Raw genomic sequence first — 15,159 nt, 5'->3', positions numbered from 1 at the left:
CCAATGGTGCCAAATACCAATTCCAAAAAATTAGAGTACGGGAGGGATTGCTTTGCGGTCATGTTGGGTTAAGCCTTTTTGTCTGGTACTGGCTGGAGCGCTGTTGTTATCGCCTGTCGGTTGGTGGGGAGCGTCTGTGGCGAAGGCAGCTCCGTCTATGGAACATTCCCCGCCCGTTTCGGATATGGTGCTATCGGCGGGTAGTATCCATAAGACCATTGGAACGTATGGATTTGAGCAAGGAAACAGCGACGGCTGGAAGCCCCGAGGAACTTATACCCAAATTGCATCCGTCACGGAAGCAGCATATGGCGGCACGCACAGTCTGAAGGCAACCGCTCGTACAGCGGCTTGGAACGGGGCGGAGCTGGATGTGAAGTCGCTGTTGCAGCCGGATGTGGAGTATGAAATTAGTGGCTATGTGAAGCTGGATGGTCATTCTGCGGTTCCGAGCATGGTTAAACTTACAGTGGAGCAGCAGCCGACAGGCGGGACTACGACATGGAAGACGGTAGCGCAGACAGAGACGGCGGATACATCATGGATCAAACTTCAGGGGAAATATACTTTTACCGGGGGGATGGATGCATTGAAGCTGTATGTGGAAAGCTCGAATCCCGCGCAGGCCTACTATGTGGATGAGGTAGAAATAACACAGGTATCGAAGACGCCAACGGAGCCGACCCATGGTATCGTATCCGGGTTTGAAGATGGTACGGCCCAAGGATGGGTGTCCCGTATGGGAGCCGAGACCGTGCAGGTTTCGGATGCCGATGCACGAAGCGGCTCATACAGTCTGCTGACAACAGGCAGACAAAAGACATATGCCGGACCCAAGCTGGATGTGACTGCTACGATGCAAAAGGGCAGCCGATATACGGTCAGTGCCTGGGTGAAGCTGGCGCCGGGTGAGCAGCCTGCCAAGGTGAGGCTCAGCGTACAGCGTGATCACCAGGGTCAAAGTGCGTATGAAACTGTTGTAGGCGACACGGCTACTACGACAGGGGAATGGATGCATTTGTCTGGTACGTATACGCTCGCGCATGATGCAGACACCGTTTCCATGTATTTGGAAACGGCAGAAGGAACGTCTTCCTTTTATATGGATGATTTCGAGCTGTCCCTTGTACCGCCGCTGGCTATTGAAAAGGACATTCCTTCGTTGCATGGAATATATGGGGGACAGTTCAGCATGGGCACGGCGATTGAAGCTTTCCAGACCGAAGGGGCTTACGGAGAGCTGGTACAGAAGCATTTTAACAGCGTCGTTGCAGGGAATGCGATGAAGCCGATCTCCTTACAACCGTCCGAGGGACAGTTCCATTGGGAGGAAGCAGATCAAATTGTGCAGTTTGCTAGACAACATGGACTGGACATTCGTTTCCATACCTTGGTGTGGCATAACCAAACTGGGGATTGGATGTTCAAGGATAAGAATGGACAGCCGATGACGCCGACTGCTGAGAATAAAAAGCTTTTGCTGGATCGGCTGGAGACGCATATTCGCGCTGTTGCAGCCCGGTATAAAAATGTCATCACCGATTGGGATGTGGTGAATGAGGTCATTGATCCTGATCAGCCGGATGGCATGCGCCGCAGCAAGTGGTATCAGATTACCGGCACGGATTATATTGAAAAAGCATTCCGTGTCACGAGGGAAGCGGTGGGCCCGAACGCACGACTGTTCATTAACGATTACAACACACATGAGCCGAAGAAACGGGATTTTCTGTACAATTTGGTACGTGATCTGCTCGCTAAAGGTGTACCGATTGACGGAGTAGGCCACCAATCGCATATCCGCCTGGAGTTTCCCGCTATTAGCGAGATTGAGCAGTCTATAGAAAAGTTTGCTTCGCTTGGTCTGGATAATCAGATTACCGAGCTGGATATGGGTCTTTATTCCAATGACACAGATCGCTATGAAACGATTCCAGAATCTATGCTGATCCGGCAGGCTCACCGCTATCGGGCGCTGTTCGATATGTTTTCAAGGCAGCAGGATCATATCAGCAATGTGACGATTTGGGGTACGGATGATGGAAATACGTGGCTCAGCACGTTTCCGATAGCCCGGCTGGATAAGCCGCTACTATTCGACGAACGGTTAAAGGCCAAATATGCCTATTGGGCACTTGCTGATCCGTCCAAAGTTCCGCCGTTGCCAGCAGGGAATAACGAATAAATGGTTTGAATACATGCCGGGCTTGTTTTGCCTTATTCTATGCTGTATCGAACGTCGCCTTATACAAGCATAAAAGCAGGCTATCCTTCACATGTGACATGTAAAGGGCAGCCTGCTTTGTTATCGTAAAGGAATTACAGTTTTATTCCAAATTGGCGTGTTGGCCAAACATAGATTCGGAGGTCAGCTTGCGCAGCTCCATCGTTCTGAGCACCAACGCGTCACCATACAACAGCAGGGTTTGCTCAAACAATGAGCCCATGGGCTGAATCGTTTGGTAATCCTTGTTGGACGGGTCCTTGGGTGCACCAGGCAGCTTGACGATGATATCGGCCAGTTTGCCAATGGTGGAACCGGGAGAAGTAGTTAGAAGCGCCAGAGAGGCCCCAAGTTTCTTTGCTTTTTCTGCCATCGAGGTCAGGCTTTTGGTTTCGCCAGAGCCTGACCCAATAATGAGCAGGTCGCCCTCGCCCAAACCAGGAGTTACGGTTTCTCCGACCACGTAAGCTTGAACCCCCATATGCATCAACCGCATCGCCAGCGAGCGAATCATGAACCCTGAGCGGCCCGCACCTGCGACGAATACCTTATTGGCAGCGGCGATGGAGTGGATCAGCTGTTCCGATTCCGTATCACTGATCAATTGTGGAACCCATTGTAGCTCCTTGAGTACCTCAGATAAATATTGAGAGGTTTCCATTGGGGTTAACCTTGTTTGATGAGCTGTTGCATTTGGGAAGCTACAGCCTTTTTGTCGTCCTCGCCAGTGATACCACCGCCGACGATAACCAGATCCGGTTGAGCCTTCACCACCTCAGCCAGTGTGCTCAGCTTAATGCCGCCAGCCACGGCAGTTTTAGAGTTTTTCACGACTTTTTTGACGGTTTGCAGTGCTTCGAACGGGCTTTGTCCTTCAGCTTGCAGATCGTAGCCTGTATGCACACAGATGTAGTCAACGCCAAGAGCGTCGATTTCTTTCGCACGTTGCTCCAGGTTTTTAACACCGATCATGTCTACCAGGATTTTTTTGCCGCCTTGTTTTTTCGCTTCTTCTACTGCGCCTTTGATTGTTGCATCTTCAGCTACAGCCAAAATCGTAACAATATCTGCACCAGCCTCGGAAGCTTTTAGCACTTCATAGCCCCCTGCATCCATAACCTTCAGGTCAGCCAGTACTTTCAGATTCGGGAATGCTTCTTTCATTGCTTTTACTGCATGAAGTCCTTCATTGATGACAATCGGCGTACCGATTTCTACGATATCAATATACGACTCTACTTCTTTTACCAATGCAATACCTTGCGGGATATCTACTAAGTCTAAAGCCAATTGAAGTTCCATGTTATTAACTTCACTCCTTAAGTGAATTTGTATTTTGATGAACAGGTACATGCTCTGTTGAGTATCAATCTATACTTTGGTTTCATGCACAGGTTTGATTGTAAGGCCCCGGTATCCGATTGAAAAGTACGCACTAATTCGTAACGTAGTTACCCCCACGATACTATAGCATCATAAAAAACATCCATGAGAGAGCCTACATTTTGTCTTCTTTAGCATTATTTCTATAAGGGGAGTCGACTATTCGTAACCGAGGATTTTGCAAAAATCCCATAAGCAACTTCCAATGAACAAGATATAGATCGAAATGGTTTAGTTCGTCTATATCTTGCACTTCCGAGCGGCTGGAATCGAATTTTGCAAAATCTATAATCGTACACAGCAATGTAAGGTTGCAAAAAAAGAAGGTAGTGATGATTGAATTGACTTCAAGTTAGGTTTTGACTATATTTGTAATATAATGGTATACAAAAAATGGAGGCTAAGAGTATAACTACCCTGAAGAGTAGCCGCTGTGCTAAGGGGGAATCGCAATTTTCAGGATAGGGAGGCGGGTTTTAGTGGAAGAGGTCCTGAACCAAAGGGAAGCCATTTATTTGTTGTCGGACAGCCACGAACTCGATAAAGCTTGTGAGTTGTTTAGAATCAGCTACACACATAATGATTGGGATGAAGCGAACAAAGTAGCAGACTATCTGCATACGTTGGCTGAAAACCTGTATCACACCCAACTGAGAAATGCTGCAGACGGCAAGTATGAGACATTGGACACCAAACACCCGCTAGTGTTTTATTATGCTTACAGTTATTTGGCGAAATCTATTTACTATCAGAATATGGGCAAGTATGAGGAAGCCAGAAACTATATTATGAAGTATAGCGAAATGGGTTGGTTTATGGGGCTGGATCAGAGCGGTCACGAAGAAGTAGAGAGATTCCGTTTCCTCGCCAAGGCCAATTTATTTACGATTGAATTACTTTCGGGGAGAAGGGAACTTTTGCCTGAGTACGTTCAATTTCTTCACGACAATGACGAGGAGCTACTTCCAGGATTGGTTGGTATTGCCGAAGCAGCTAATCTGAATAATTGGAATATAGACGACCTGCTGAACGATTTTGCCGATGATATTAAGATATTTGAAGGTTATGAAGATAGAGCAAACCGCGTATATTATTTAAAACTGGTCAACCAATTGGCCATTTACCATTTCAAGAAGAAGCAGTACTCCGTTGCCTTAAATTATGTCCTTGATTCTCTGCAATTCTCTGCCAGTGTAGAAGCGGATGCCGATTTCAGGACACTGGTTGCTCTGTTTGAGACTTATCGAGATTTGGCAACACCATCACAGCAAGAGCAATACCAAACCATTTTATTAAGGGGGCTTCATAATGAAAAAGGCATTAATCTCGGTAACTATGGTCTTGGCGTTTCTTAGTATTGCTCTTCCGTTGGAAAATATTTTGGGAGGGTTAGACCCTGTGATTCCTTCAAATCATGGTGTTTTTTCTTATACTGCTTGAGTTTCAGATTTAGACCTTCAAGCCCGATAGGGCTTTTGTACATAAAAGGAGCACACTTTTACGCATTTTGCGATCAGTGTGCTCCCCTTTTTTATGCCAAGATTTATTTTACGACATACGAAGTCAGGTCATTGGCCAGATGTTGCATCGTTTCACTCGCCTTTTGCATACGCTCCATCACTTCAGTGAAAGAGCCTACCAGAGTCGCCTGCTCTTGAGAAGAAGAAACAATTTGCTCAATTTCCTGCTCCATTTGACGAATGGAGTTTTGTACATCCTTAAGGGCTCCTTCAATATCGACCGTCGCCTTTTTGGATTCTACGGATAGCTTGCGCACCTCTTGAGCGACGATACCAAAGCCTGCACCTGCTTCTCCGACACGCGCGGCCTCGATCGCTGCATTCAATCCAAGCAGGTTGGTTTGATCAGAAATTTCCTTGATGAACACAGCTACCTGATTGATTTTACCCGAGTTTTGTACGGCGATTTGGGTGTTTTTCAAAATCTGTTCACTGGTTGCCTGAAGCTCCTCGGAATGAGCCGCCACATGCTGTACCATATCAATGAGCTGCTCGGTGATGGAGAGGTTCTCGGATACGATTTGATCCAGTTGATTTTTGTTAGTCAAATTATAAGAGGCCGCAAATGCTGCGATGACTTCACCTTTCTCATCAAATACAGGAATACTGATCATATCAAGAGGAAACCCTAGAATTTCAGCAGGGATGTGGGTCAGGCTGGGCTCACGTCCATTTTTAAGCATGGCAAAATCTTTATAGTCTTCGAGCAGCTCCGAGCCCGTTTCAAAGCCGAGGTCCATACCCTCCGATTGGGTATACATAAGGACATGAGTGCGGTCGAAGAGAGCAAGGGTCACTTTCTCACGCATAATCTGTTGTATGTAGGGAATGGCTGCAATTAATGCATCTATTGTATTCAAATAGATAACCTACCTTTCTTTACTAGATATATTTTTTATAGTCTCGTATATAGTTGTCGGTCTAAAGACGGATAAAAGTTATAAAGATATTGAAAATTTAAAGGGAGATGAAAGCTTCAGAAAAAAGGCATACCGTTTCCATTACGAAACGATATGCCTTCTATTTAATCTTAACTATAGGTAGTTCACTTGCCGCGCTGCTCGAACAGTTGTGCGATTTCCACAATAACCTTGGTAGCAAGCACCATGTTATCCACCGACACATATTCAAACTTACCGTGGTAGTTCTCTCCACCTGTAAAAATATTTGGTGTAGGCAGTCCCATATAGGATAGCTGTGAACCGTCTGTACCGCCACGAATCGGCTTAATAATGGGTTCGATATTCAGCTTTGTCATTGCTTCATAAGCGACATCGACGATATGCTTGACAGGCTCGATTTTCTCTTTCATGTTGTAGTACTGATCTCTTAGCTCCAGCGCAATACGGTTTTCTCCATATGCGGCCTGCAGCTCTTTGACTACATTCGTCAAGTAAGCCTTCCGGCTTTCAAAGCTTTCGCGGTCAAAATCACGGATAATATAGTACAGTTTAGCTTGTTCTGCTGTGCCTGTAGACTCCAAGAGATGATAGAAGCCATCATACCCGTCTGTATATTCCGGGGCTTCGTTTGCAGGTAACCGACTGTGCAGCTCCATAGCGATTTTGGCAGCGTGGATCATTTTGTTTTTAGCCGTACCGGGATGCACGTTCACACCGTGAATGGTAATATGAGCGGCTGCCGCGTTAAAGCTCTCATACTCCAGTTCTCCGAGCGGTCCGCCGTCAACCGTATAGGCATATTCAGCACCAAAAGCGGCTACATCAAAGCGTTCCGGTCCTCTTCCAATCTCTTCGTCCGGTGTAAAAGCAACGCGAATTTTGCCATGTTGAATTTCTGGATGGTCAATCAGATAGTGGATAGCTGTCATGATTTCTGCGATCCCGGCTTTGTTGTCTGCACCGAGCAGGGTGGTACCATCTGTTGTGATCAGGGTGTGGCCTTTATATTGAGTCAGTTCGGGAAACTCACGTGGAGAAAGAACCACACCAAGCGAAGCATTCAGCGTGATATCGCCCCCATCATAGTTTTCCGTCAATTGCGGCTTTACCCCTGCGCCAGTCAGTTCGGTAGCCGTATCGAGGTGAGCGAGAAAACCGATGACGGGAACCTCTTTATCCGTATTGGAAGGAAGGGTCGCCATCACATAACCATGATCATCAATGGTTACGTCTGTCATACCAATGGCTTTCAATTCGCCCACCAAGAGGTTGCCTAATGTGAGCTGTCCGGGTGTAGTAGGGCAAGTGTTGCTGCTTTCATCAGATTGGGTATCTACCTGAACATATGTAGTCAGGCGGTCAATCAGTTCCTGTTTCATGTGTGTATCCTCCTTGGTGTCATTTCTATTATGGTACGTATTTTATCATGATTAGCTTATAATATGAAAAAAATGGTTGAACCTTTAGGAACGACGGGTTGTGTTGCACAGGGGAGATGGGTAAGATAGTAGTAAAATAAAAGTAAAAATACAGTAAAACCATTAAAGGAGTCTGCAATGCCTACGTTAAAAGATATCGCCCAGGAGGCAGAGGTTTCGATATCCACGGTCTCCCGAGTGCTGAATTATGATGAAACACTGTCTGTATCAGAGGAAACGCGCCGTAAAATTTTTGAGGTTGCCGAGCGTATGAAATATACGACTGTTAAACGTAAAAATGGCGGTATTGGTCGTCAGTCCCGCAAGAAGGCAGAGGGACCCATCCGGTTGGGCATGGTGCACTGGTTTAGCGCGTACGAGGAACTGGAAGACCCTTATTATCTGTCTATCCGCTTTGGCGTGGAAAAAGAGTGCCGCCAAAGCGGGGCGCAGCTGGAGCGTATTTTTAGAAGAGAGGACCTGACTGCGCTGAAGACGTCATCCGAAGGGCTACATGGGCTGATCGTGCTGGGGCATTTTAGCAGCGAAGAGGTAGAACGTATGCTGGAACTGCCCATTCCTTGCGTCTTTCTGGATCATCCGGTAGAGCGCACAGGGGCAGACTATGTGGTCATTGACCTTGCTCATGCTGCGGCTGATGCACTGGATTATTTGATGGGCGCAGGCCATCGTCACATCGGATATGTAGGTATGGGCAAGGATGAGCAGTCCCATGATTCCGAACGAGCCGATCTAGATGCTCGTTATGAGACGTTTTTGTGGTATCAGAAACAGCACAGGCTGTGCACGTCGGATGATATTCATGTGTGCGGTGGAACGGCGGCAGACGGTTTCCGTGCGATGGAAGCGGCTATTTTGGCAGGACCAGAAAACCTGCCTACAGCTTTCTTTGTTGCGAGCGATTCGGTGGCTATTGGGGTGTTGAAGGCGCTGGAGCGGCATCACCTTGCGGTGCCGGAACGGATCTCAATTGTTGGCTTCAATGATATTCCGACAGCGGAATATTTGACTCCATCTCTGTCAACGGTCAAAACACATACCGAACTGATGGGAGAAACGGGCGTTCAGCTCTTGCTGCATACGGTTCGCAACGGTGCAAACGAGGTGGGGCGCAAGGTCATCATTCCGACCGAGCTCATGATTCGCAACAGCAGTGCGCCGCTACATACCGATACCCAATAAAATCGACGTTATTGAATTGGACAGCTCCGGCTTACCGGGCTGTTTTTTTGATATAAAAAGATACAAAAATGGTTTGACAATTGCCTTGTAAATGCTTACATTGAACATATATTATTTTACCAAGTTTTACTCATTGTTTTTACTTAAATATTTTACTGTGGTATAAGAGTGGAAAATAAAAGGTTGAGGTGACTGCCCATGCGTACCATTTTGCCGTTGAATGACCAATGGTTTTACCTTCCTGAATATGTCGAGAGCGAAGTAAACGTAGGCATTGATGCAAGGCGGTATGAGCCAATTCAGCTGCCGCACACCAATGTAGAGCTTCCGTATAATTATTTTGACGACAAGGCATTTCAGTTTATTTCTATGTATAAAAGAGAGCTGACCATTCCGGCAGATGCCAAAGGTAAGCGAGTGTATGTTGATTTTGAAGGAGTCATGACCTATGCCCAGGTGTATCTAAATGGGGTAAAAGCGGGGGAGCATAAAGGTGGATATACACCGTTCAGCGTTGAATTGACCGAACTTGCCGAGTATGGCGGCTCCAATATGCTCACGGTCATTGTCGATTCCACGGAGCGGGACGACATCCCTCCCTTTGGGGCAGTCATTGACTATCTGACCTACGGCGGTATTTACCGCGAAGTACAGCTACGGATTGTCGAGCCTGTACATCTCGGAACGGTATTCGTTCAGACACCGGAGCCGCTTGCTGCAAGTAAGGCGGTGCGCGTGGCCGTGGAGCTGGAGGGCATCGGTGATCAGCAGGACGACTTGACAGTCGCGCTGCAACTGCTGGACGGAGCGAGCGTGAAGGCGGAGACCAAGCTGGCAGCGGTGACGACGGCGGAAGTAACGCTAGAGCTAAAAGAGCTGGGCGGCCTGCAGCTTTGGGATATAGATAATCCCAAGCTATATGAAGCGAAGCTGACGCTGCTACGAGGCGGAGAAGAGTTGGATCGGTTGACCGTGCACTTTGGCTTCCGCGAGGCCGAATTTCAGCCGGACGGTTTTTACTTGAACGGGCAGAAGATCAAGCTGCTTGGCTTGAACCGTCACCAGTCCTATCCGTACGTTGGTTATGCTATGCCCAAAAGAGCTCAGCGCCGTGATGCAGATGTGCTCAAGGAAGAGCTGGGGCTGAATATGGTACGGACATCCCACTACCCTCAGTCCCGTCATTTTCTAGACCGCTGTGATGAGATCGGATTGCTCGTTTTCGAAGAGATTCCGGGTTGGCAGCATATTGGCGGTGAAGCGTGGAAGGAGCAGGCGGTGAGGGACGTAGAGGACATGATTATCCGTGATCGTAATCATCCCTCCATTGTCATCTGGGGCGTACGAATTAATGAGTCGCAGGATGACCATGATCTGTACACGCGTACCAATGAGCTGGCACGAAAGCTAGATCCGACCCGTGCTACGGGTGGTGTGCGTTATATTGTAGGCAGTGAGCTGCTGGAGGATGTATATACGATAAATGATTTTGTTCATGATGGTGGGCATAAGAAATATTTGGCGAAGGAAATTCGTAATTTTGATACGTATGACGATACAGAAGGCGTAGATGGCGAAACGACAGGCTTGCGCCAGCCATCTCTCGTTACAAAGCTGGATCATCCGGTCCCGTATCTGGTAACGGAATATAACGGGCATATGTACCCGACCAAGCGTTTTGACCAGGAGGAACGGGTAATGGAGCATGCACTGCGCCATACGCGGGTCCAAAATGCTTCCTATGCCGATGAGGGCATTGCCGGAGCGATTGGCTGGTGTGCTTTTGACTATAACACGCATGCTGATTTTGGTTCCGGCGATAAAATCTGCTACCACGGTGTCATGGATATGTTCCGCCTGCCTAAATTTGCAGCGAGCGTGTACCGGAGCCAGAAGAACGTCGAACAGGAAGTCGTTATGGAGCCGGTCACTTACTGGTCGCGTGGCGAGCGGAATATCGGAGGCATCGTGCCGCTGGTCGTGTTCACCAATTGCGATGAGGTGGAGTTCATCTACGGTCATGAGCGCAAAGGTGTTTATCGTCCGAACCGAGAGAAGTACCCGGCGCTTCCTCACCCCCCTGTCGTGATCGACGAGCTGACAGGCCACTGGGGCATGAAGTGGGAAGACGCTGTATTCATTGGGTACGTAGATGGGCAAGAAGTAATACGTAGATACTATTCACGTAATCCGGTGCCGACAGAGCTGCGCGTAGCTGCAGACGATACAGTGCTGGAAGCCGGCGATTGGGATGTCACTCGAGTGGTAGTCGATGCTCTGGACGAATACGGCAATGTATTGCCGTTCTATGCAGATCCCGTTTCGGTGGAGGTCGAGGGAGTGGGTGAATTGATCGGTCCTTCGAGCTTATCTCTGATTGGAGGACGTATTGCATTCTGGATTCGGTCGAAGGGGGAGACTGGACAAATTCGTGTGAAGGTTTCTGCGCCTTCCCGTTTCGGTCCGCAGGAATTGAGCATTCACGTGCAATAATGAAGCAAAGGCAACATACAATCCTACTAGTCGCTTTTATAACGTTTGAGCCTTCTATTATTTAAAAAAAGGAGTTGTCCGCAGATTCTGTAAAGGATCTGAGAGGGCAACTCCTTTTTACATATATAGGGTACGTTAATCTATGATTCTTTTAAATTGTGTCTTATTACTGAGTCACTTAACGTTACGTTCATAGATTGGAAGCATAGAATACACTATCAAAAGCAAGGGAGGTGAAAACTATGGCGATTCTTTTACCTTCGCAATTCTACAATCTTGCTGCTGGTGTGGGTAAGTCCTTTTTTGAAAACCTGAGAGGCGGTAGTAATGCTACAATTACCGTGAATAATACGGGTGCCAATCCGGTTGATCTTGTGGTTACCCGTGTCAATGCTCCTGTGATCACTTATGTGATCCCGGCGGGCAACAGCCTTACGTTAGAAGTTGCTCTGCTGCTGGTAGCTGCTCTTCAGGCGACTCCAGTTGGAGCAGTAACAGGTACCATCCAAATTGCTACCGCTGATTTTTAATCTGTAACGACTTGACCCTCTAACTCTAGCTTTGCCGAAAGGCAAGGTTAGAGTTTTTTTATTGTTTGAAATTTTCTGAAACTTTTTTCATGTTGTGCCGATATATACATATAGCATAGCAAACAACAACATCGAAAAGGAGTACCCTGTATGAGCTTTAGCAATCCGGTATTACGTGATGACATCTTTTTGCGCGAAGATGAAAGAGAAGTTAGCGAACAACGCATGACCATTGGAGGAACGGTGAACAAAACGTTGCTTCTGCTGGTTCTACTCATCGTCTCTGGCAGTATTACCTGGTACATGACCTACCAAGGAACCGTAGAGGTGCTATCGTTGCTGACGGCAGGCTTTATTGGGATGGCAGGCGTAGCGCTTGCGATATCCTTTTTTCCCAAAACAGCTCCATTGCTTTCTCCTGTATATGCAATTCTGAGTGGCTTTGCTTTGGGTGGCGTTTCCGTTTTTATGGAATATGAGTACCCTGGAATTGTGGTTAATGCCATTTTGCTGACTGTGGGTATCTTGTTCTTGATGCTCTTTATGTATACACAGCGAATCATCAAGGTGACACGCGGCTTTATCTCATTCGTGGTCCTGTGTACAATGGCGATTTTTCTGGTAACGCTGGTTGATTTTATTTTGAATTTTTTCGGTATGAGTGTTCCGTATATCCATGAAACAGGCTGGGTGGGCATCGGCATCAGTTTATTTATCGTCATCATTGCAGCTTTGAATTTGCTCGTAGATTTTAATTTTATTGAGGAACAAGCTGATCAAGGTGCACCCAAATATATGGAATGGTACGGTGCTTTTGGATTGCTGGTAACTTTAGTATGGCTATATGTAAGAATATTGGATCTGTTAGCCAAGTTTAGCAATAGGGACTAAGGTTTGCGATTACTTCATATGGTTAAGTAGGACGAAAAGAGAAGGGCGGCTGAGTGTCGTCCTTTTTTGTATGAAAGAGGCGGTTTAAAAAGCGCATTTTACGTTAAATACATAGAAGTTGGGTAAAACATAAAGACAGACAGGAGAGGAGTGAGTGTATGTATCAAGTGGTGCTGGTGAGGCATGGAGAAAGCGTGTATAACCGACAAAACCTATTTACGGGCTGGACGGACGTGGACCTGACTGAACAAGGGACTCATGAGGCCATTGAGGCGGGACGTATTCTCAAGGAGGCTGGATATACGTTTGATTTGGCATTTGCCTCTGTGCTAAAACGATCTATCCGCACACTGTATCACATCTTGGATGAGCTGGATCATCTGTGGATACCCGTGCAGAAGTCATGGAAGCTGAATGAACGCCATTACGGTGCCCTTCAGGGGCTTAGTAAGCTGGATTCCGCCGTGCAATACGGCGAGGAGCAAGTTCATATCTGGCGACGTAGTCTGTCAGTGCGGCCCCCCATGCTGGATGAGAAGGACGAGCGGAGTCCGCATCGGGAAGAGCGTTATCGCAATATTAATCCAGAAGAGCTGCCGCTTGGGGAAAGTCTGGAGGACACAGTGCACCGGGTCGGTGAGTTTTGGAAGCAGCGGATTGTACCTTTGATTCTCAAAAAGGATCGAGTTATCATTTCTGCACATGGTAACACTTTGCGGGCCTTAATTAAGTATATGGAGAATCTCGACGAAACCGCATTGCTGGATTTGAATATTCCGACAGGCATTCCCCTGGTGTACGAGCTGGATGAGCATATAGATCCCATCCGGCGCTTTTATCTCGGTGATCCGAGTCATGTAGAGGCTAAGAAGCAGGCTGTGGCCAATCAAAGCAAGGTAACGGAATGATTTTCCACACACAAAGAGGACAGGGCGCCTCCTCGCATCCTGTCCTCTTTGTGTTGGGTATAGATTAAGCGTTCGCTTCTTCTTCTGTTTCCTGGCTGTCTTCCTCTGCGGGAAGTGCCCACACCGATACACTGCCGGCACGAACGGGAAATATGCCGTAGCCATCCTGCCCGATCTTTACGATATGATCGTGATGTCCGGTCAAATCTATCCATTCTTCCCCTGCACGTTGTTTACCTACGAACATGCGCTTTTCCCCGTCATTTGCGTTGGTGATCACCACAGCACATCCGGAGCCTTCCAGCTCAGGCACGCCTTGACGAACCCATCCAATCGTATGGGGATCATCGAAATAATCTTTTTGCTCACCATAAGCTTTATGGTACCGGGCATATAGAAGCGGGTCTAGCTCAGCTTGCTTGCCTTTCACGGGCGTTTGCCCCTGAATACCGTAGTAATCGCCGTAGAACACGCAGGGATAACCGTCCTTGCGCAGCAAGATAAGTGCATAAGCGCTGGGCTTAAACCAGTCCTCCACCCAGGATTCGAGCGCTTCGTGCGGCTGGGAATCATGATTATCGACAAAAGTAACCGAGTTCAGGGGATGGGTATGAACAAGCGTATCCTCGAAAATGGTGCTTAGATCGAAATCCTTGCCACCCAAGGAAGCGCTATGTAGTTTGTAGTGGAGGGATACGTCAAACAGGTCGATTTTATAATCAATGGTATCCAGGAACTTTTGACATGACTCCAGATCCGGTTTCCAAAACTCACCTACCATATAAAAATCCTGCCCGCGTTTTTTAATCATTTCTGTAGCAAACTCTCGTACAAATTCATGATTAATATGCTTGATTGCATCCAGACGGAATCCGTTGCATTGCAGAGTATCCACCAGCCATTTGCCCCAGCGGATCATCTCTTTGCGCACATCCTGATGATTATAGTCAATATTGGCGAACATTAAATAATCATAATTGCCGAATTCATCATCTACATTTTCGCTCCAGCTTTTATTTTTACCTAAAATACGATAGATTCCTGTCCGGTCCTGACTTGCATCATAATCCGTTCCGTTAAAATGTTCAAAGTTCCATTGAAATGTGGAATACTTCCCTTGTCGGCCGGGGAATGTAAATTTAGTCCAGCCTTCGATATCAAAGGGCTCGGAAATGACCTCATTGCGGTTATCCGGGTTGACCTCGACGACCTTGAATACTTCGGTTTCATCCGCGCCAGCTTTATGGTTCATGACCAGATCGACATAGACGGCCACACCGTGACGAACGCAGGCGGCAACAGCTTCCAGCAGGTCTTCCCTGGTTCCGTATTTGGTGCGCACCGCGCCTTTTTGGTCAAATTCGCCCAGATCGTAAAGGTCATAGACGCCGTATCCCGTATCCTCGGGCGACTGGCCTTTGGTGACAGGTGGAATCCATATCGCGTCAATTCCTTTGGCCTTCAGTTCCGGTGCCAGGCGGGCAAGCTTCTTCCAGTGAGAACCGTCAGCTTCGACATTCCACTCGAAAAATTGCATCATCGTATGGTTCCTTTTCATGTGCGTCCCTCCTTTATATATAACAAGTTACCCACCAAGTGAGGGGGGCTAAACGTCAGACGGTCAATATGATGCTGAATGAAGAACAAGGATCGCTGTATAACGTATGCTAAATCATTAAAATTTGTT

Annotated in this window: 12 protein-coding genes; 7 read left to right on the top strand and 5 right to left on the bottom strand. The window is 47.3% G+C overall.

What is annotated here, in order from left to right; translation table 11 throughout:
- Positions 1 to 52: 52 nt before the first annotated feature.
- Positions 53 to 2,185 (top strand): endo-1,4-beta-xylanase, encoded by a 2,133-nt coding sequence (locus NSQ68_RS24615; RefSeq protein WP_342427461.1) that lies wholly within the window; start codon positions 53 to 55, stop codon positions 2,183 to 2,185.
- A gap of 142 nt (positions 2,186 to 2,327) precedes the next feature.
- On the opposite strand, the gene hxlB is transcribed toward NSQ68_RS24615, so the two are convergent.
- Both hxlB and hxlA read right to left on the bottom strand, forming a co-directional pair.
- Positions 2,328 to 2,885 (bottom strand): 6-phospho-3-hexuloisomerase, encoded by a 558-nt coding sequence (hxlB, locus tag NSQ68_RS24610; RefSeq protein WP_342427460.1) that lies wholly within the window; start codon positions 2,883 to 2,885, stop codon positions 2,328 to 2,330.
- 5 nt (positions 2,886 to 2,890) lie between these two features.
- Positions 2,891 to 3,526, bottom strand: coding sequence for a 3-hexulose-6-phosphate synthase (gene hxlA, locus NSQ68_RS24605; RefSeq protein ID WP_013312540.1), 636 nt, complete (start codon positions 3,524 to 3,526; stop codon positions 2,891 to 2,893).
- A gap of 560 nt (positions 3,527 to 4,086) precedes the next feature.
- Between hxlA and NSQ68_RS24600 the strand changes: the two genes are divergently transcribed.
- Positions 4,087 to 4,962 (top strand): hypothetical protein, encoded by an 876-nt coding sequence (locus tag NSQ68_RS24600; protein ID WP_061829483.1) that lies wholly within the window; start codon positions 4,087 to 4,089, stop codon positions 4,960 to 4,962.
- 188 nt (positions 4,963 to 5,150) lie between these two features.
- On the opposite strand, the gene NSQ68_RS24595 is transcribed toward NSQ68_RS24600, so the two are convergent.
- Both NSQ68_RS24595 and pepT read right to left on the bottom strand, forming a co-directional pair.
- Positions 5,151 to 5,987, bottom strand: a complete 837-nt coding sequence (locus tag NSQ68_RS24595) for a methyl-accepting chemotaxis protein (protein WP_165178012.1) — start codon at positions 5,985 to 5,987, stop codon at positions 5,151 to 5,153.
- A 185-nt stretch (positions 5,988 to 6,172) separates the two neighbouring features.
- Complete coding sequence (gene pepT, locus NSQ68_RS24590; RefSeq protein WP_342427459.1) at positions 6,173 to 7,408, bottom strand: peptidase T; 1,236 nt, start codon at positions 7,406 to 7,408, stop codon at positions 6,173 to 6,175.
- A 177-nt stretch (positions 7,409 to 7,585) separates the two neighbouring features.
- On the opposite strand from pepT, the gene NSQ68_RS24585 reads away from it, so the two are divergent.
- The 5 genes from NSQ68_RS24585 (at position 7,586) to gpmA (ending at position 13,472) form a co-directional block, all read left to right on the top strand.
- Positions 7,586 to 8,650, top strand: coding sequence for a LacI family DNA-binding transcriptional regulator (locus NSQ68_RS24585; protein WP_342427458.1), 1,065 nt, complete (start codon positions 7,586 to 7,588; stop codon positions 8,648 to 8,650).
- Between the two features lie 198 nt (positions 8,651 to 8,848).
- Positions 8,849 to 11,143 carry a glycoside hydrolase family 2 TIM barrel-domain containing protein gene (locus tag NSQ68_RS24580; protein ID WP_342427457.1) on the top strand — a complete coding sequence of 765 codons (2,295 nt, stop codon included), beginning with the start codon at positions 8,849 to 8,851 and terminating at the stop codon, positions 11,141 to 11,143.
- A gap of 242 nt (positions 11,144 to 11,385) precedes the next feature.
- Positions 11,386 to 11,673, top strand: coding sequence for a hypothetical protein (locus tag NSQ68_RS24575; RefSeq protein ID WP_019688939.1), 288 nt, complete (start codon positions 11,386 to 11,388; stop codon positions 11,671 to 11,673).
- Between the two features lie 150 nt (positions 11,674 to 11,823).
- Positions 11,824 to 12,564 (top strand): Bax inhibitor-1/YccA family protein, encoded by a 741-nt coding sequence (locus NSQ68_RS24570; RefSeq protein WP_342427456.1) that lies wholly within the window; start codon positions 11,824 to 11,826, stop codon positions 12,562 to 12,564.
- 158 nt (positions 12,565 to 12,722) lie between these two features.
- Positions 12,723 to 13,472: a 2,3-diphosphoglycerate-dependent phosphoglycerate mutase gene (gpmA, locus tag NSQ68_RS24565; RefSeq protein ID WP_307351024.1), complete on the top strand. Its 750-nt coding sequence runs from the start codon at positions 12,723 to 12,725 to the stop codon at positions 13,470 to 13,472.
- A 64-nt stretch (positions 13,473 to 13,536) separates the two neighbouring features.
- On the opposite strand, the gene NSQ68_RS24560 is transcribed toward gpmA, so the two are convergent.
- Positions 13,537 to 15,030: an alpha-amylase gene (locus tag NSQ68_RS24560; protein WP_342427455.1), complete on the bottom strand. Its 1,494-nt coding sequence runs from the start codon at positions 15,028 to 15,030 to the stop codon at positions 13,537 to 13,539.
- Positions 15,031 to 15,159 lie beyond the last annotated feature (129 nt).

It is taken from the genome of Paenibacillus sp. FSL L8-0158, assembly GCF_038592965.1.
GTDB classification, from domain to species: Bacteria; Bacillota; Bacilli; order Paenibacillales; family Paenibacillaceae; genus Paenibacillus; species Paenibacillus polymyxa_D.
The sequence above is the reverse complement of the archived record's forward strand: the minus strand, read 5'-3'. Positions and strand labels throughout refer to the sequence as shown.

Coding starts and splice junctions, on each gene's coding strand:
- hxlB (WP_342427460.1), bottom strand. CDS start 2,885: ATGGAAACCTCTCAATATTTATCTGAGGTACTCAAGGAGCTACAATGG.
- hxlA (WP_013312540.1), bottom strand. CDS start 3,526: ATGGAACTTCAATTGGCTTTAGACTTAGTAGATATCCCGCAAGGTATT.
- pepT (WP_342427459.1), bottom strand. CDS start 7,408: ATGAAACAGGAACTGATTGACCGCCTGACTACATATGTTCAGGTAGAT.
- NSQ68_RS24585 (WP_342427458.1), top strand. CDS start 7,586: ATGCCTACGTTAAAAGATATCGCCCAGGAGGCAGAGGTTTCGATATCC.
- NSQ68_RS24580 (WP_342427457.1), top strand. CDS start 8,849: ATGCGTACCATTTTGCCGTTGAATGACCAATGGTTTTACCTTCCTGAA.
- NSQ68_RS24575 (WP_019688939.1), top strand. CDS start 11,386: ATGGCGATTCTTTTACCTTCGCAATTCTACAATCTTGCTGCTGGTGTG.
- NSQ68_RS24570 (WP_342427456.1), top strand. CDS start 11,824: ATGAGCTTTAGCAATCCGGTATTACGTGATGACATCTTTTTGCGCGAA.
- gpmA (WP_307351024.1), top strand. CDS start 12,723: ATGTATCAAGTGGTGCTGGTGAGGCATGGAGAAAGCGTGTATAACCGA.
- NSQ68_RS24560 (WP_342427455.1), bottom strand. CDS start 15,030: ATGAAAAGGAACCATACGATGATGCAATTTTTCGAGTGGAATGTCGAA.